The 16,977-nt window shown below is 60.2% G+C and carries 12 protein-coding genes; 5 read left to right on the plus strand and 7 right to left on the minus strand.

Features of this window, described 5'->3' with window-relative positions:
* Positions 1-286 precede the first annotated feature (286 nt).
* From asnB to BN1129_RS11655, 4 genes are all read right to left on the minus strand, one after another.
* Entirely contained in the window at positions 287-1,951 is a 1,665-nt protein-coding gene (asnB, locus tag BN1129_RS11640; RefSeq protein WP_042036685.1) for an asparagine synthase B, read from the minus strand.
* Between the two features lie 192 nt (positions 1,952-2,143).
* Positions 2,144-2,512, minus strand: a complete 369-nt coding sequence (locus tag BN1129_RS11645) for a cupin domain-containing protein (protein WP_042036686.1) — start codon at positions 2,510-2,512, stop codon at positions 2,144-2,146.
* A gap of 126 nt (positions 2,513-2,638) precedes the next feature.
* The gene (locus BN1129_RS11650) at positions 2,639-4,213 is read right to left on the minus strand and encodes a cation:proton antiporter family protein (protein ID WP_042036687.1); all 1,575 of its coding nucleotides are present in this window, start codon (positions 4,211-4,213) and stop codon (positions 2,639-2,641) included.
* 54 nt (positions 4,214-4,267) lie between these two features.
* A complete protein-coding gene (locus BN1129_RS11655; RefSeq protein WP_042036688.1) occupies positions 4,268-5,017 on the minus strand; it encodes an HAD-IIA family hydrolase in 750 nt (249 codons plus the stop codon).
* A 216-nt stretch (positions 5,018-5,233) separates the two neighbouring features.
* Between BN1129_RS11655 and BN1129_RS11660 the strand changes: the two genes are divergently transcribed.
* The gene (locus BN1129_RS11660; protein ID WP_042036689.1) at positions 5,234-6,253 is read left to right on the plus strand and encodes an adenosine deaminase; all 1,020 of its coding nucleotides are present in this window, start codon (positions 5,234-5,236) and stop codon (positions 6,251-6,253) included.
* Positions 6,254-6,360: 107 nt separating this feature from the next.
* Here BN1129_RS11660 and BN1129_RS11665 read toward each other — a convergent pair whose 3' ends face one another.
* From BN1129_RS11665 to BN1129_RS11675, 3 genes are all read right to left on the minus strand, one after another.
* On the minus strand, positions 6,361-7,482 hold the full coding sequence (locus tag BN1129_RS11665; protein ID WP_042036692.1) for an alkene reductase: 1,122 nt from the start codon (positions 7,480-7,482) through the stop codon (positions 6,361-6,363).
* 209 nt (positions 7,483-7,691) lie between these two features.
* Positions 7,692-9,227: a TerC family protein gene (locus BN1129_RS11670; RefSeq protein ID WP_042036694.1), complete on the minus strand. Its 1,536-nt coding sequence runs from the start codon at positions 9,225-9,227 to the stop codon at positions 7,692-7,694.
* A 285-nt stretch (positions 9,228-9,512) separates the two neighbouring features.
* A complete protein-coding gene (locus BN1129_RS11675) occupies positions 9,513-10,451 on the minus strand; it encodes a cation diffusion facilitator family transporter (protein WP_042036695.1) in 939 nt (312 codons plus the stop codon).
* 169 nt (positions 10,452-10,620) lie between these two features.
* Between BN1129_RS11675 and ydiJ the strand changes: the two genes are divergently transcribed.
* The 4 genes from ydiJ to BN1129_RS11695 all read left to right on the plus strand — a co-directional run bounded on the left by ydiJ (position 10,621) and on the right by BN1129_RS11695 (position 16,825).
* Complete coding sequence (ydiJ, locus tag BN1129_RS11680; protein WP_042036697.1) at positions 10,621-13,692, plus strand: D-2-hydroxyglutarate dehydrogenase YdiJ; 3,072 nt, start codon at positions 10,621-10,623, stop codon at positions 13,690-13,692.
* Positions 13,692-14,180 carry a hypothetical protein gene (locus tag BN1129_RS11685; RefSeq protein ID WP_042036700.1) on the plus strand — a complete coding sequence of 163 codons (489 nt, stop codon included), beginning with the start codon at positions 13,692-13,694 and terminating at the stop codon, positions 14,178-14,180. The genes ydiJ and BN1129_RS11685 overlap by 1 nt, the downstream gene beginning before the upstream one ends.
* A gap of 121 nt (positions 14,181-14,301) precedes the next feature.
* Positions 14,302-14,763 carry a hotdog fold thioesterase gene (locus BN1129_RS11690; RefSeq protein ID WP_042036702.1) on the plus strand — a complete coding sequence of 154 codons (462 nt, stop codon included), beginning with the start codon at positions 14,302-14,304 and terminating at the stop codon, positions 14,761-14,763.
* A 181-nt stretch (positions 14,764-14,944) separates the two neighbouring features.
* The gene (locus BN1129_RS11695) at positions 14,945-16,825 is read left to right on the plus strand and encodes a DEAD/DEAH box helicase (protein WP_042036703.1); all 1,881 of its coding nucleotides are present in this window, start codon (positions 14,945-14,947) and stop codon (positions 16,823-16,825) included.
* Positions 16,826-16,977 lie beyond the last annotated feature (152 nt).

Consider the following 16,977-nt stretch of genomic DNA (forward strand, 5'->3'; position numbering starts at 1 on the left):
TTCTGAAAAAGGCGATCTAGCAGGTCACGTTTTGACTCATCATCTGTCCATACACATACAAAACTACTTGCAATATGCGATGCAAGAAGAAATTTATTGAGGGCATTTCGTCGTCAATAAGATTTGAGTACGGCCTCGTAAGTAAGCTCAATCAGACGGGGAGTGATCTTTGCGACCAAGTCAGGTGGTAATAAAACACTTATCTCGTAGGTTTGGCTTCGGAAGCTCAACCCAACCTACAAACTATGTAGGTTGGGTTGTATTTAGAAAGTCCAACGTCAACCGGTTAGTAACTCTGCTGGTGGACGTCCATCACGGCGCGACCGGACGGGTCGGCCATCTCCTTGAACTTGGCATCCCACTCCAGCGCAGTGGGGGTAGAGCAGGCGACCGACTTGCCATAGGGCACGGTGCGGGCGGCGGACTCCAGCGGGAAGTGCTCGTCGAAGATGGCGCGATAAAAATAGGCCTCCTTGGTGAGCGGGGTGTTGATGGGGAAGCGGAATGCCGCTGCCTCGAACATCTGATCCGTCACTTCGGTCTCGACCATGGCTTTCAGGCTGTCAATCCAGGAGTAGCCCACGCCGTCGGAGAACTGCTCCTTCTGGCGCCATGCCACTTCGTGGGGCAGCAGCTCCTCGAAGGCTTCGCGCAGAATATGCTTCTCGATCTTGCCGTTGCCACACATCTTGTCGGCAGGTTGCAAGCGCATCGCCACGTCCATGAACTCCTTATCGAGGAAGGGCACGCGGCCTTCCACGCCCCAGGCGGCCATCGACTTGTTGGCGCGCAGGCAGTCATAGAGGTGCAGGGAGGCGAGCTTGCGCACGTTCTCTTCGTGGAACTCGCGGGCGTTGGGCGCCTTGTGGAAGTAGAGATAACCGCCAAACAGCTCGTCGGAGCCCTCGCCGGAGAGCACCATCTTGATCCCCATCGCCTTGATGTAACGGGCCATCAGGTACATGGGTGTGGAGGCGCGGATGGTGGTGACGTCATAGGTCTCGAGGTGATAGATGACGTCCGTCAGGGCATCCAGACCCTCTTGCACGGTGAAGTGGATCTGGTGGTGGATGGTGCCCAGATGATCGGCCACCTTGCGGGCGGCGGCGAGATCCGGTGAGCCTTCCAGCCCCACGGCAAAGGAGTGCAGCTGCGGCCACCAGGCTTCGCTCTTGCCGTCGTCTTCCACCCGACGGGCGGCGTAGATCTTGGTGATGGCGGAGATGACGGACGAATCCAGCCCGCCGGAGAGCAGCACGCCATAGGGCACGTCGCACATCAGCTGGCGTCTGACTGCCGCTTCCAGCGCGGCTTTCAGCTCGGCCTTGTCGCTGACCTTGTGCTCGACCGCGCCGTACTCCATCCAGTCGCGTTTGTACCACTGTTTGAGTTCGCCATCCTTGCTCCAGAGGTAGTGTCCCGGCGGGAAGGTTTCAACGCTCTTGCAGACCGGCACCAGCGCTTTCATCTCGGAGGCGACATAGAAGTTGCCGTGTTCATCGCGACCGGTATAGAGGGGAATGATCCCCATGTGGTCACGACCAATCAGGTAGGCATCCTGTTCGGCGTCATAGAGGATAAAGGCGAAGATGCCGTTGAGATCGTCCAAAAAGGCGGGGCCCTTCTCCTTGTAGAGTGCCAGCAGCACCTCACAGTCGGAGTGGGTCTGGAACTGGAAGTCGCCCTTGAGGTTCTTTTCGAGCTCCTTGTGGTTGTAGATCTCGCCGTTGACGGCCAATACGTGAGTGCGCTCCGGGTTGTAGAGCGGCTGGGCGCCATTGCCCGGATCGACGATGGCCAGGCGCTCGTGCACCAGAATGGCTTTGTCGGAGCTGTAGACACCGGACCAGTCAGGACCGCGGTGACGCAATCGCTTGGACATCTCCAGCGCCGATTTGCGCAAGGCTGCTGCATCGGATTTGATGTCCAGAATGCCGAAAATAGAACACATTGGCGGTAATCCTCTTGATTTTTATAGGAGCCCCCCACGAACGGGCTCGAAATTCCATTTACATTCCTCGTCAATCACAATGCCTAGCGCAAAAACCTTTTGCAAGCGGGAAAACCGCAGAAAATCATGCCGCCAACGTCAAGTCGACGGGGCATCAAGCAGCGGGTGCAGAGGGGAAACTTGACGTGTACGTCAAGCAGTGGCGGGCTCGAAGATCACATAGAGCTTGCGGCAGGGGGTAAGAGTCTCCCACTGCCCGACAAAGCCTGCCGGAATAACGAACTGATCCCCGGGTTTCAGGGCAAGCTGGCCGCCCTGACTGTCGTGGATCACCACATCCCCTTCCAGCAGTTGGCAATACTCGTGCTCTGTGTAGTGGATGGCCCAGCGGCCGGGCTCGCAGGCCCAAAAACCCACGTGAAACTGCTGGCTCGGATCCGAGTAGTGATTCCAGACCGTTTGCGCCGGGTTGCCCCCTTTAATACGCTCGGGGGCGGGCATCAGCGGGGCAGGGGCCGCCTCGTGGCGGTCGAGCAGGATCCAGTCGTTGAGGGTCTTCATGGTGCCTCCTTGGCAAGGGTATAAAAGCGGGGCCATCCCGGCCCCGCGTTTGTTCGTTTTATTAAACGAGGTTGAGCATAACTTAAACGATGCGTCTCCCCTTGCCAAGCGCCGCAACGCTAAGGGTCAGAGCGGCTGCAAGCGGTGGATCACATGGCGGGCGAAGCCGCTGCCTGCCTCGTCGTAGACGTTGAACACCGCATCCACCCCCTGCTCCTGCAGGGAGGCAATATCATCCTCGAAGCGGACGATGGCGGCGATCTTGCCGTTGAATCCGTGGCTGCGCAGCTTCTTGATGGCGTAGAGATTGCCCGAGTGGTGGGGCATCGCCAGCAGCACCAGGTTGACCTGATGGGAGAGCAGCACCTTGTCCCAGAAGTCGGTATCGGTGGCATCCCCCTCGATGACGTTTATTCCCTGGGCGCGCAGGGTGGGCAGCTTCTCGCTGTCGTTCTCGACCCCGAGGATGACGTTGCCATATTTGTTCTCCAGCTCGAAGTAGGCCCCTTGGCCGATGCGCCCCATGCCAAGGATGATCACCTCGGCATCGCCGAGTTCGATGGGCCTCTCCTCCGGGTGCAGGGTGTTGGCCTGGATCCGGCGCAGCCAGCCGCCGAGTCTGTGGTAGATCCGCTCGCTCTGACTGTTGAGCGGCACCGAGATCATAAAGCTCGCCGCCAGCGCCAGCGAGACTGCCACCAGCCACTCGTGGGAGATCCAGCCCGCCTTGGCGACAATGGCCGCGACGATCAGACCAAATTCCGAGAAGTTGGTGAGCGCCAGGGTGGAGAGTAGGGCGGTACGCACCCGCAGGTGGGCGCCGCTGAAGACCAGATAGTAGAGGGCGCTTTTCAGCGGCAGGGCCAGCACCAGCGACAGCGCCAGCAACATGGTGTCGTGGGTCGGCAGGCCGTTGAGGCCGATGGTGAGGAAGAAGCAGACGAGGAAGAGGTCTTTGAGGTTAAAAAGCGCCTTGGCAAGCCCCGCCGCCGCCGGATGGGAGGCGAGCAGCATCCCGATGATCAGTGCCCCCAGATCCGGTTTGAGCCCGACCACTTCAAAGCCGGCCGCCCCCACCACCAGCGCCAGAAAGACGCCGAACAGTACCTGCAACTCGCCGTGACCGGTCCGCTCCAGGAGTTTGAACAGCAGGGGGCGCAGCAGTGGCAATCCCAGCACCCAGAGCGCCCAGATGCTGGGCCACTTGCCGCTGGAAAGCGTCAGAAGGGCCACCGCGAACACATCCTGCATGATCAGCACCCCGATGGCGAGCCGGGCGTAGAGGGCATTCATGTCGCTGCGATCCTCCATCACCTTGACCGCAAAGACAGTGCTGGAGAAGGAGAGGGCAAAGCCCAGCAGCAGTGCCAGCTTCCAGTCCAGCGACAGGGCGAGGTGGAGCCCCAGCCCCTTGCAGACCAGCAGGACCACGGTGAAGAGCAGGGTGGAGAGCAGCAGATGCAGACTGGTGGTGCCCCACACATCGCGCCGCATCAGGGTCTTGATATTGAGCTTGAGACCAATGGTGAACAGCAGCAGGGTGACGCCGAGATCGGCCACCTCGCTCAGGGCGGGGGTATTGTGATAACCCATGCCGTTGAGGATAAAACCGGCGGCCAGAAAGCCGAGCAGGGGGGGCAAGCCAATCAGATTGACTACCATGCCGCAGCCAAAGGCCACGGCGATCAGAATGGGTTCCATAACAGGTCCAGCAAGGGCAGGAGCGTCCCGCCCTGTTTAACTCTTGGGTGGTGATTAGACGATATCGATGTCGACCACGGAGTCGAAAATATGGTTCGGTCGAAATGGCATGCGGTCGATATCCGCCACCTTGCTCACCCCGGAGAGCACCAGCACGGTTTCGAGACCGGCCTGGAAGCCCGCCAGAATATCGGTGCGCAGGTTGTCGCCTATGATGACGGTGTCATCGGAGTGAGCCTCCATCCGGTTGAGCGCCGCCCGTATGATCCAGGCGCTCGGTTTGCCGACATAAAACGGCTTCTTGCCGGTCATCCGCTCGATGGGGGCGCACAGGGCGCCGCAGGCCGGGTGCATCATGGGACCGTGGGTATCCGGGTTGGTGGCGATAAAGCGGGCCCCCTGATCCACGAACTTGGCACCCAGCTGCATCATGGTCCAGTTGTAGTTGCGGGTCTCGCCCACCACCACGAAGTCGGGGTCTATGTCGGTGATGGTGAAACCGGCCTTGTAGAGCTCGTGGGTCAGTGCCCCCTCGCCAATCACATAGGCCTTCTTGCCATCCTGGCGTTTGAGAAAATCGGCGGTGCCCATGGCGGAGGTGTAGAAGCACTCCTCCGGCACTTCGATCCCGGCGGAGCGGAAGCGGTTTTGCAGATCTTTCTGGGTCTGGGCCGGGTAGTTGGTGAGGAACAGGAGCTTGCTGCCCTGCTCCAGCAGGCGCTGGACGAAACGGTCAGCACCGGGAATGAGGTCGTTGTTGTGCAATATGACACCGTCGATATCACAGATGACGCTTTTCTTCATGGGAACTCCTTGTATAGGGCGCAAGAGCGGGGCTATGACGGTTGCCAACGCTTAATATCTTCAATTAGTTATGTTGTTTTTGTGACGCCATTATAAGTCTGTTTGATGACAAGTCTCCCCCACAAACAGAGATAGGTGCACAATGAACAGAAGAGGGGAGGGATCCGCTCTGCGAGTGGCAGATCCCGTGGTCTGTGCGTTGATGGAGCCGTCATCATGGATAACTTTATTGCCGGTTTGCCCAAGCTGGAGTTGCACCTGCATATCGAAGGGACGCTCGAGCCTGAGCTGATGTTTGCCCTGGCCAAACGCAACGGGGTGGTCCTGCCCTGGCCCGATGTCACCAGCGTGCGCGCCGCCTACGACTTTGACTGCCTGCAATCCTTTCTTGACCTCTACTACCGTGGTGCCAGCGTGCTCATCACCGAGCAGGACTTCTTCGACCTCACCTGGGCCTATCTTGAGCGCTGCGTCGCCGACAAGGTGGTGCATGTGGAGATCTTCTTCGACCCGCAGACCCACACCGCCCGCGGTATCCCCTTTGCGACTGTGCTGGGCGGCATCGAGCGGGCGTTGCAGAGCGGGGAGCGGGAGTTTGGCATCAGCTGGCGTCTCATCATGAGCTTCCTGCGCCATCTGAGCGAGGAGGAGGCGTTCGCCACTCTGGCAGAGGCCGAGCCCTTCCTCGCCCGCATTCATGGCATCGGCCTCGACTCGGGGGAGAAGGGCAATCCGCCCACCAAGTTTGCCCGGGTCTTTGCCCGCGCCAGAGCGCTGGGACTGCCGGTGGTGGCCCATGCGGGGGAAGAGGGGCCCGCCGACTACATCTGGCAGGCCATCCATGAACTGCAGGTGCGACGCATCGATCACGGGGTGCGTGCGGCAGACGATCCTGCACTGCTGCGCTATCTGGCCGATACCCGGCTGCCGCTCACCGTTTGCCCCCTCTCCAACACCCGGCTCAAGGTGTTTGAGCGCATGGCCCATCACAACGTGCTTACCCTGCTGGAGCAGGGGCTCTGCGTCACCATCAATTCCGACGATCCTGCCTACTTTGGCGGTTACATGGCGGCCAACTTCCACGCCCTGGCCCATGACCTTGGCGCCAGCATGAATCAGCTCTGCCGCTTGTCGCTCAATGCCGTCGAGGCGAGCTGGCTGAGCCTGGCAGACAAGGCACGGCTCACCCGGGAGATCAGGATCTACGCTGCCTGTCACGGGGTCGCCCTCTACTAGTCTTGTGCAGCTGGCGGCATCGGCGACACAACACAGCAGGCCCGCCAGTGATGGCGGGCCTGCTGTGTGTTGATGGGCTGGGTGCCTGAATGGGCCGCTAACCGGTCTCAGGTTGATTGCGGCTCGGTGGCCTCTTGATAGATCGGATAGTCGGTCAGTCCCGGCTCGCCACCACCGAACAGGGTGGCCGGATCGTGAGACGCCAGCGGATAGCCGTGGCGCAGCCGGTTCGGCAGGTCCGGGTTGGCGACGAAGGGGCGACCAAAGCCAATCATGTCGGCCCAACCGGCCTGGAGGGCTGCCCGTGCCCGCTTGCCATCGTACTTGCCCGCATAGATGAGGGTGTTGGGGAAGGCGTCCCGCAGCCCCTGTTTGAAGTTCTCCGGCATCAAGGGGGCATCGTCCCAGTCCGCCTCGGCGATGTGCAGGTAGGTCACATCCAGTTCTCCCAGCAAGCGGGCGGCGGCCAGATAGGTCTGCTGTGGGTTGGCATCGACGGTGCCGTTGAGGGTGGTGAGCGGCGCGAGGCGCACGCCGACGCGGTCGGCCCCGATCTCGGCGCAGACCGCCTCTGTCACCTCTTTCAAGAAGCGCAGGCGATTTTCCAGCGAGCCGCCGTAGTTGTCGGTGCGGGCATTGGATTCGGAATCGAGAAACTGGTTGATGAGATAACCGTTGGCGGCGTGCAGCTCTATGCCGTCAAAACCGGCGCGGATGGCGTTGCGGGCCGCCTGACGGAACTGGCTGATCACCTCGTCGATATCGCTCTGGGTCATGGCGCGCGGGGTGACGGTGTCGACAAAGCCGGGTGCATCGCTGCCGTTATCGACGAACACCTTGACGCCCACGGCCTTGATGGCCGATGAGGAGATGGGCTGGGTGCCGCCCAGGTTGTCGGGATGCGTGACCCGGCCCACGTGCCAGAGCTGGGCGAAGATGGTGCCCCCCTTGGCATGGACGGCATCGGTCACCAGCTGCCAGCCAGCCACTTGCTCGGCGCTGTGGATCCCCGGGGTCCAGGCATAGCCCTTGCCCAGGGGGTCGATTTGGGTGCCTTCGCTGATGATGAGGCCCGCCTCGGCGCGCTGGGCGTAGTAGGCGGCCATCATGGCATTGGCCACATCACCGGGCTGGCTGGCGCGAGAGCGGGTCATGGGGGGCATGACGATACGGTTGTTAAGGTGTAATTGGCCCAGGCGCAGCGGGCAGAACAGGTGATCGTGGCTCATCGTGAGTGCCTCATGGTGGGAGTGAGGCCACTCTATCCCTGCGGCTTGTTGTGAAAAAGAGGGGTAATTGCAGAAAAGAATTGCCGTGATGGCATCAATCCATCGGCACAGGGCCAGAATGGCGCTCGCTGGCTTGCCAGCGGGCATCTGAAGGAGACGGAATAAGCAAAGAGGGCCGAAGCGGCCCTCTTTGTTGATGCGGCCGGGGCTCAGGCCCCCAGCAGCATGACCCGTACCCGCTCGATCCGGCGCTCGCTCACCTCGACCACCTCGAAGCAGAGTTGCTGCAGTTGCAGCTGCTGGCCGGGGGTGGGCAAGGAGCCGAAGTGAGAGAGCAGCATGCCCGCCAGGGTCACGTACTCGTCGCTCTCGCTCACCAGCCCCTCGTGCTCCAGCACCTGCTCCACATGGTGGATGTTGGTGCTGCCATTGATGAGCCAGCCTTCGCCATCACGCACCATGTCCGGGGTCTCGTCCTCGTCCGGCAGTTCGCCGACGATGGCCTCCAGCAGATCGTGGGTGGTGACCAGCCCCTGGATGACGCCAAACTCGTCGGAGACCAGGATCAGGCTCCCTTTGGCCTGACGCAGCTCTGCCAGCAGCCGGATCACGTTGATGCTCTGCGGCACTATGATGGGGTCGTTCTGCTTGGCCAGTTCGCTTAAGGGTTGCCCTTCGTTGAGGGCAAACAGCAGATCCCGCGCCTTGAGTACACCTATGACCTCGTCCAGATCACCGTCACAGACCGGGAACAGGCTGTGGGGCTCCCGTTGCAACATAGCACGGATTTCCGCGGGCGAGTCGTTGACGTCGATCCAGGCCATGTCGGAGCGGGGGGTCATGATGGTGCGGATGGAGCGCTCGGCCAGCGACAAGACACCGGTCACCATGTAGCGCTCCTCCTCGCCAAAGCTCACCGGGGCGGCGGCAGGGGCATCCAGATCATCGTCAGGCCTGTTCTGATACGTCTTGCTGCCCATCAGCTTGAAGATGGCTGCCGTGGTGCGCTCGCGCAGGGGCTGCTTGGCCTCGTGGCGCAGGGCGCTGCGCTGGGAAAGCTGGTTGAAGAACTCGATCAGCACCGAGAAGCCGATGGCCGCGTAGAGGTAGCCCTTGGGAATGTGGAAGCCAAACCCTTCTGCCACCAGGCTAAAACCGATCATCAACAGGAAGCTCAGGCAGAGCACCACCACGGTCGGGTGGGCGTTGACGAACTGGGTCAGGGGCTTGGAGGCGAGGACCATCACCAGCATGGCGATGGTCACGGCGGCCATCATGACGCCGAGATGTTCCACCATGCCTACCGCCGTGATGATGGAATCCAGCGAGAAGACGGCGTCCAGCACCAGGATCTGGGCCACCACAACGCCAAAACTGGCGTAGACACCGCTGTGGCCATCGGACTCCGGGTTGGCCTCCAGCCGCTCATGCAGCTCTGTGGTGGCCTTGAACAGCAGGAACAGGCCGCCGCCCATCAGGATGAGATCCCGACCGGAGAAGACCAGTTCGCCGAGCTGAAGAAGGGGGGTGGTCAGGGTCACCAGCCATGACATCACGCTTAGCAGGCCCAGACGCATCAGCAGGGCCAGCGACAGGCCTATGATGCGCGCCTTGTCCCGCTGGGCGGGGGGCAGTTTTTTCACCAGGATGGCGATGAAGACCAGATTGTCGATCCCCAGCACGATTTCCAGAATGATCAGGGTAAACAGACCAATCCAGATGTGGGGATCCAGCAGCAATTCCATGTAATGACCTCAATAAAAAAACAGACAGAGCGGGTGTCAGTGACGGCGAAAAATGGCCGTGGAGCACGAGGCGTGGGTGTTTTCAGAGGCGCTGGTGGAGCAATAACAGATACATTTTGACAGGGAGAAACGAAGGGTAACTTCGGGGATTGTCCATGATGGGCAATAAAACCTCGGGTTAAGAATGAGCCCTGATAATAACGGCTGGCGGCAGTTTGGCAAGGGCTGTTATGAAGATGTGATAATGGCGAGGAGGCGGCCAGGCTGCGCCTCCCGTTTGGCTATTTACAACCAGCGTTCTTCGTGGGTGAAGCAGACCGAGAGCCAGGCATCCCCCAAGGCATCGCCGATGCGGGACCAGAGCTCATGACGCAGGGCATCCTGACGCGCCACAGGCCACTCCTGTCCTATCGGCACCAGAATGTTGATTTCGAGATCGAAACGGCGGCCGCTTTTGGCCAGATGGCTGTAACACCGGATGCCGTGGCGCTGGCCCAACGCCTCTATCTCCTGATCGATGAGCTCTGGAATATACCCCTCGGGGGCGATCTTCAGCACTTCTCGCAGACTGTGACCAAGCACTTTGATGGGAACGATAGCGGCACACACGGCCAGCAGTGAGACCAGGGCAGGGTCGATATAGTGGTTGAATTGATCGTAGCCGATAGCACTCAATCCCATCGCCACCAGAAAACCCACCAGCAGGGTGGTACTTAAAATAGTATCAACCAGCCACTCTTGGGAATCGACTCGCACCAGTTCCGAGTTGAACTGTTTTGCTAACTCCACTTCTATAAAATACATCAGAGAGCACAAGACAGTAGCGATGGTTGACGCGATCAAAGCGTGACCAAGGCTAATCTCACGGCCACCAGATAACAGGGTCGTTATACCGCTATAGAGTGCGGCCAGACAGAGCAGTAGAATAATGGTGCCGTTAATGAAATTGGTGATGGGTTCAAAGTGGGCGTAGCCATACTGGAAACGGTCATCATCGGGGCGGGTAACGAGGTAGGCGGTCACCAGACCCAGGCCCGTCATACCCATACTGAATAAGCTAAAAAAGCCGTCGAGCATGATGGCATTGGAGCCGACCAGCAGGCCATAGCCGATACCGAAAATGGCAAAAAAAATACTACAGAATAGGGACAGGGTTAACGCCTGCTTTTCAGTGGTAATGAACTTATTAATGACTTTACTGAGCATATAGCTGTGATGAGCCATATAAATTCCTCCTTTCAAATGGTGAATATAGCCAAGTGCAAGCGGTTTTCTAGCTGATATACTGCCCGCTCACATGTGAGCGGACTGGCCTGATGCGCCCCAAAGAGGCGGCTGGCCAGTCGTTGTCGCCGGCGTGCCGGCATCAAGCAAAGGATGGGAACAAGGATTCATGATCCCGAGACTCGATTACCAGGACAGTTTGTCACCCGCAACCCTGCAGTTTCTTGAGTTGCTAGAGCTCCGAGCATTTCGTGGTGATATCGAAAAATCTTATGCAAGCCGGTTGGCGATGGCGACGGATAACAGCGTCTATCAGGTAGTACCTCAGGCGGTGCTCTATCCGCGCAGCGCGGATGACATTGCGGTGATGCTCAAGCTGGCCCGGGAGCCTATGTTTGCTGCCTTGAGTTTCTTCCCTCGTGGCGGCGGAACCGGCACCAATGGTCAATCCTTGGGCGGCGGCATTATCGTCGATCTTTCGCGCCATATGAACCAGATCATGGAAATTAATCTGGAAGAGGGCTGGGTGCGCGCCCAGGCCGGTGTGGTGAAAGACCAGCTCAATGCCTACCTCAAACCCCACGGTTACTTCTTCTCGCCGGATCTCTCCACCTCCAATCGCGCCACCTTGGGCGGCATGGTCAACACCGATGCCTCCGGGCAGGGGTCGCTCGTATACGGCAAGACCTCGGATCATGTGCTGGGCTTGAAAGCCGTGCTGGAGAATGGCGACATCATGGCCACAGAGCCGGTCAATGGTTCCCGTCTTGAAGACAAGCTGGCGCTTGAGAGTCGCGAGGGGGAGATCTATCGTACCCTCTATCGCATCGGCCGCGAGCGCCGCGCCGACATAGAGGCGACCTTCCCCAAGCTCAACCGCTTTCTGACCGGTTACGATCTCAAGCATCTCTATCAGCCCGACAGCGACACCCTGGATGTGAGCCGGGTGCTGTGCGGCTCGGAAGGATCGCTTGGCTTTATCACCGAAGCCAAACTCAACATCACCCTCATACCGCGCTACCGCACCCTGGTCAACGTCAAGTACGACAGCTTTCCGTCGGCTCTGCGCAACGCCCCCTTTATGGTCGAGGCGCAGGCCCTGTCGGTGGAGACGGTGGATTCCCGGGTGCTGGGGCTGGCCCGTGCCGACATCATCTGGCATTCGGTCAAGGCCTTCATTGAGGACGTGCCCGGCAAGGATCTGCAAGGGCTCAATATCGTCGAGTTTGCCGATACCGACGAGCAGGAGCATCAGGCCAAGGTGACCGAGCTGTGCCGCCGCATCGATGGGCTGCTGGCGAAAGAGGAGGCGGGCATTATCGGCTATCAGGTGTGCAGTCACCTGCCGAGCATCGAGACCATCTACGCCATGCGCAAGAAGTCGGTAGGGCTGCTTGGCAACGCCGAGGGGCGCAAGAAGCCGGTGGCTTTCACCGAAGACACCGCCGTGCCGCCGGAATCCTTGGCGGACTTCATCATGGAGTTTCGTGCCCTGCTGGATGCCCATGGCCTCGACTACGGTATGTTCGGTCACGTCGATGCTGGGGTGCTGCACGTGCGGCCTGCATTGGACTTGTGCGACCCGGAGCAGGAGGTGTTGCTGCGGCGCATCTCGGATCAGGTGGTGGCGCTCACCGCCAAATATGGCGGCCTGATGTGGGGGGAGCACGGCAAGGGCTTTCGCTCAGAATACAGCCCCGCTTTTTTTGGCGAGCTGTGGGAAGAGTTGCAGCGGGTCAAGGGGGCCTTCGACCCTGACAACCGCATCAACCCGGGCAAGATCTGCATGCCTTATGGTAGCGGGGCTCCGCTTGTGTCAGTGGACGGACCCAAGCGCGGCAAGTTCGACCGCCAGATCCCGATTGCGGTGCGGGAAAGCTACACCCGCGCCATGGATTGCAACGGCAATGGCCTCTGCTTCACCTTCGAGACCGACTCCCCCATGTGCCCCTCGGTCAAGATCAGCCGTGATCGCCGCCACTCCCCCAAGGGGCGGGCGGGCCTGATGCGCGAATGGCTGCGTCAGCTGGCAGAGCAGGGCTTCGATCCGCTGGCCGAGGAGGTGGCGCTGCAAAGCGGCGGTCTGCGCTTCAAGAGCATTGTCGACAAGTTTCGCAACACCCTGGCCCGCGCCCGCGGCCAGTATGACTTCTCCCACGAGGTGATGGAGGCGATGGAGGGGTGCCTGGCGTGCAAGGCTTGCACCAGCCAGTGCCCCATCAAGGTGGATGTGCCCACCTTCCGTGCCCGCTTCATGCAGCTCTACCACAGCCGCTATCTGCGTGGCCCCAAGGATTACTTCGTCGGCACCGTCGAGAGCTATGCGCCACTGCTGGCCCGGGTGCCGAAATTGGTCAACTTCTTCCTGGAGAAAGAGTGGGCCCAGAAGGCGACCGAGAAGAGCATCGGCATGGTGGATGTGCCCCTGCTCTCCGTGCCTACCCTGGCCGAATCCCTGCACGATAACAAGGCGCGCTATTTCGACCTGCCGGGCCTTGAGGCCATGAGCCCCGAGCAGCGTGCCAACGTGGTGCTCATAGTGCAGGATCCCTTCACCAGTTATTACGACGCCCCCGTGGTGCGGGACTTGGTGAAGCTCGCCAGCAAGCTTGGGCTTCAACCTTATCTGCTGCCATTCAAGCCCAACGGCAAGCCCCAGCACGTGAAGGGGTTCCTGCGTGCCTTTGCCCGCACCGCGGCCAACAGCGCCCAGTTCCTCAACAAGATAGCGGCGCTGGGTATCCCCATGGTGGGAGTGGATCCTTCTCTGGTGCTCTGTTATCGCGACGAGTACGCCAAGGCCCTTGGCTCGGCCCGTGGCGACTTCCAGGTACTGTTGCCTCAGGAGTGGCTGCTCTCACTGCCGGCGCCTGAGCCCAAGACGGCGACCAAGGAGCAAGGGGATCGTCAGGCAGACGAGCCCTGGTATCTGTTTGCCCACTGCACAGAGAAGACCGCCAAGCCGTCGACTCACGGCGACTGGGGCACCTTGTTCCAGCGTTTTGGTGCCAGCTTGCAGCCTGTCTCTGTGGGCTGCTGCGGCATGGCCGGCACCTATGGCCACGATGCCAAACAGGTGGACAATTCCAAGGGGATCTATGGGCTTAGCTGGGCAGAGCCGCTCTCGCGTTTGCCCAAAGATCGCTGCCTGGCCACCGGTTACTCGTGCCGCAGCCAGGTCAAGCGGATGGAGGGGGAGAAACTCAAGCATCCGCTGCAGGCCCTGCTGGGACTGCTCTGATGCTGACGTTGCCGAAACGGTTTCGGGTGCCGCAAGCTTTTCGGCACCCGCGTTTCTTGCTGTTGCCAGCCACCTCCGCTCAGGCGGTGGTGGAGTTTGTGGCCATGTTGCGCGAGCGCGAGCGGCTCCATCAGCTGTTTCGCCCGGATGACGTCTGGCCTTCTGCCCAGTTCAGTCTGAGCCAGCACGAGGGGGATCTGGAGTGGCAGCGGTCCGAGTTTCTGGCCAAGCGCTCCTTTGCCTATGGCCTCTGGAGCCCGGATCGGGAGCCGCAATTTTGGGGCGGGGTCTATCTCTACCCCTCGGTCCTGCCGGAGGTGGCGGTGGAGCTCTTCTTCTGGAAGGTGGCCGAGGCATCCCTCACCGATGCAGAACTGGAAGCCGAGCTGCGGGTATGGCTTGGCAAGGTGTGGCACTGGCCCGAGCCCTGCCTGCCGGGGCGCGCTCTGCCCTGGGCCGAATGGCCCGGCGTGACCTATCCCTGGTGAGAGTCCGGCATCAGGACCTGGCTTGGCAAGATGCCCCCTGATCGGGGCATCTTTTTTTCTGACTTTTTTCGCCGACATTGCTCGTGTATAACCCGTTGATCACATAAGGAGTCTGCTCGTCATGAGTCAAGAAAACAGCGCTATCTGGCTTAAGCCCATGAGCCTGGAGGGGCTCAATGCCAGCTCCTACAACACCCTGATGGCCCACTTGGGCATCGTCTACACGGCCTTTGGCCCCGACTGGCTGGCGGCCACCATGCCGGTGGATCACCGCACTCATCAGCCCCTTGGCATGCTCCATGGCGGCGCGTCCGTGGTGCTGGCAGAGACGTTGGGGTCGCTGGCTGCCAATATGGCGGTCGGACCGGACAGCTACTGCGTGGGACTGGAGGTGAATGCCAACCACCTGCGGGCCAAGCGGGAAGGGGTGGTGACTGGGCGTTGCTCGCCACTGCATCTGGGGGCAACGACCCAGGTGTGGCAGATTGAAATGCGGGATGAACGTGGGCGTTTATTGTGTACCAGTCGACTGACCATGGCAGTGCTCAAACACAAGCGGGGCAAGGACTCCAGCGAGGAGTGATCTGCAATAACGCACCATGCGTGCAAAATAAGCAAGCCATAGTCGCAAGATCCCTCTATAATTGCCAACGTCTTGAGAGGCTTATCACATTTTTCAAGACAGCAGAACAAAGTGGCGCTATAATCGCCGCCTTTTTGCTATTCCGCGGTGCTTAGCCGCCTGCCTTAATCTGGAAGAATCTATGTCTGATACCGAACAACTGCCCCTTTTTAGTGAGCTTGGACTGGCCGCGCCTGTATTGAAAGCGCTGCAGGACGTGGGCTATGAGCGCCCGTCACCGATCCAGGCCGCAGCAATTCCCCACCTGATGGCGGGACACGATCTGCTGGGGCAGGCGCAAACCGGTACAGGGAAGACCGCTGCTTTTGCCTTGCCTCTGTTGTCTCGTCTGGAAGCTGGTAACCGCAATACCCAGGTTTTGGTGCTGGCACCGACCCGTGAACTGGCGCTGCAGGTTGCCGAGGCGTGCCAACGTTACGCCAAGCACATGCCGGACTTCCATGTCCTGCCCATCTACGGTGGTTCCTCGTACGAAACCCAAACCCGCGCCCTGCGTCGTGGTGCTCAGGTTGTCGTCGGTACCCCTGGCCGTGTGATGGACCTGATCCGTCGCAAGAATCTGGACCTCTCCGGCCTGAAAGCCCTGGTTCTGGACGAAGCCGATGAAATGCTGCGTATGGGCTTCATCGACGACGTGGACTGGATCATGGAACAGTGCCCGGCCACCCGTCAGGTTGCGCTCTTCTCTGCCACCATGCCGGACCAGATCCGTCGTGTTGCCCAGAAGCATCTGAAGCAGCCGAAAGAGATCAAGATCATCACCAAGACGTCCACTGCACCGACCATCCGCCAGCGCTACTGGCAGGTAACCGGTCTGCACAAGTTGGACGCCATGACCCGTCTGCTGGAAGTCGAGCCGTACGAAGCCGTACTGGTCTTCGTGCGCACCAAGAACGCTGCCGAAGAGCTGGCTGGCAAACTGGCCGCCCGTGGTCACGCCTGTGAAGCGCTGCACGGTGACATCCCGCAGAAGCTGCGTGAGCGTACCGTCGACAAGCTGCGCCAAGGCCAGCTGGACATCCTGATCGCCACCGACGTTGTCGCCCGTGGTCTGGACGTTGAGCGCATCACTCACGTGGTGAACTACGACATTCCGTACGATACCGAATCCTACGTACACCGTATCGGCCGTACCGGCCGTGCAGGTCGCAAGGGTGAGGCCATCCTGTTTGTTGCTCCCCGTGAACGCCGCATGCTGCGCGCCATCGAGCACGCTACTCGTCAGGCCATCGAGCCGATGAAGATGCCGAGCACCGAGGACATCAACCAGCACCGCATGACCAAGTTCAAAGAGCGCATCCGGGAAACCATGATGGGCGAAGAGCTTGAGATCTACCACAACCTGGTGAACGAGCTGATCGAAGAAGATTCTGCCGATCCGCTGGAGCTGGCTGCCGCATTGGCCAAGCTGGTGCAGGGTGACCAACCGCTGCTCCTGGATGACTCCATCCCTGAGCCGCAGTTCAACCCGAGCAACGATCGTGGTGGCCGTGACTTCGAACGCCGTGACGGTGGTCGTGACTTTGCCGACCGTGGCGATCGTCCTGCTCGTCGCATGCCGTCCCTCGAGCCGCGTCCGCTGAAAGACAATCCTGACGTAGAGATGGAGCGTTACCGCGTAGACGTGGGTGCCCATCACGGGGTCAAGCCGGGCCAGATCGTGGGTGCCATCGCCAACGAAGCGAACATCGAGAGCCGTTTCATCGGTAACATCGACATCGCCGATGACTTCTCCACCGTCGATCTGCCGAAAGGCATGACCGCTGATGTACTGGAAGTGATCAAGAAAGCCCGTGTTTGTCAGCGTCCGCTGATGATCACCCGCTATACCGAAGTGCCGGCTGGCAGCAACACCGCCCCCCGTCCTCCGCGTAGCGATCGTCCCTTCAACAAGGACCGCCGCCCCAGCGGTGACCGCCCGTTCAACAAGAGCGGGGAGCGCCGTGAGGGTGGCTTCAACAAGGATCGCAAGTTCGGTGGCAACAAGCGCCGTGACAGCTAAGTCCCGATAGTCTTGATAAAAAGGCCGCTCATCATGAGCGGCCTTTTTGTTGCCTGTCATTTGGTTGGTTCATGGGTCTGGACTGGCCCCGCTCAGAGGCCGGGATGGTATTCGCCAGGGAGAGCCAGCATACTGCCTCTGCCTCTGCCTCT

It is taken from the genome of Aeromonas popoffii, from assembly GCF_000820025.1.
Taxonomy (GTDB): Bacteria; Pseudomonadota; Gammaproteobacteria; order Enterobacterales; family Aeromonadaceae; genus Aeromonas; species Aeromonas popoffii.

What these genes read in the sequence shown, in the direction of transcription:
- asnB (WP_042036685.1), bottom strand. Translation starts at nt 1,951, where the DNA reads ATGTGTTCTATTTTCGGCATTCTGGACATCAAATCCGATGCAGCAGCC.
- BN1129_RS11645 (WP_042036686.1), bottom strand. Translation starts at nt 2,512, where the DNA reads ATGAAGACCCTCAACGACTGGATCCTGCTCGACCGCCACGAGGCGGCC.
- BN1129_RS11650 (WP_042036687.1), bottom strand. Translation starts at nt 4,213, where the DNA reads ATGGAACCCATTCTGATCGCCGTGGCCTTTGGCTGCGGCATGGTAGTC.
- BN1129_RS11655 (WP_042036688.1), bottom strand. Translation starts at nt 5,017, where the DNA reads ATGAAGAAAAGCGTCATCTGTGATATCGACGGTGTCATATTGCACAAC.
- BN1129_RS11660 (WP_042036689.1), top strand. Translation starts at nt 5,234, where the DNA reads ATGGATAACTTTATTGCCGGTTTGCCCAAGCTGGAGTTGCACCTGCAT.
- BN1129_RS11665 (WP_042036692.1), bottom strand. Translation starts at nt 7,482, where the DNA reads ATGAGCCACGATCACCTGTTCTGCCCGCTGCGCCTGGGCCAATTACAC.
- BN1129_RS11670 (WP_042036694.1), bottom strand. Translation starts at nt 9,227, where the DNA reads ATGGAATTGCTGCTGGATCCCCACATCTGGATTGGTCTGTTTACCCTG.
- BN1129_RS11675 (WP_042036695.1), bottom strand. Translation starts at nt 10,451, where the DNA reads ATGGCTCATCACAGCTATATGCTCAGTAAAGTCATTAATAAGTTCATT.
- ydiJ (WP_042036697.1), top strand. Translation starts at nt 10,621, where the DNA reads ATGATCCCGAGACTCGATTACCAGGACAGTTTGTCACCCGCAACCCTG.
- BN1129_RS11685 (WP_042036700.1), top strand. Translation starts at nt 13,692, where the DNA reads ATGCTGACGTTGCCGAAACGGTTTCGGGTGCCGCAAGCTTTTCGGCAC.
- BN1129_RS11690 (WP_042036702.1), top strand. Translation starts at nt 14,302, where the DNA reads ATGAGTCAAGAAAACAGCGCTATCTGGCTTAAGCCCATGAGCCTGGAG.
- BN1129_RS11695 (WP_042036703.1), top strand. Translation starts at nt 14,945, where the DNA reads ATGTCTGATACCGAACAACTGCCCCTTTTTAGTGAGCTTGGACTGGCC.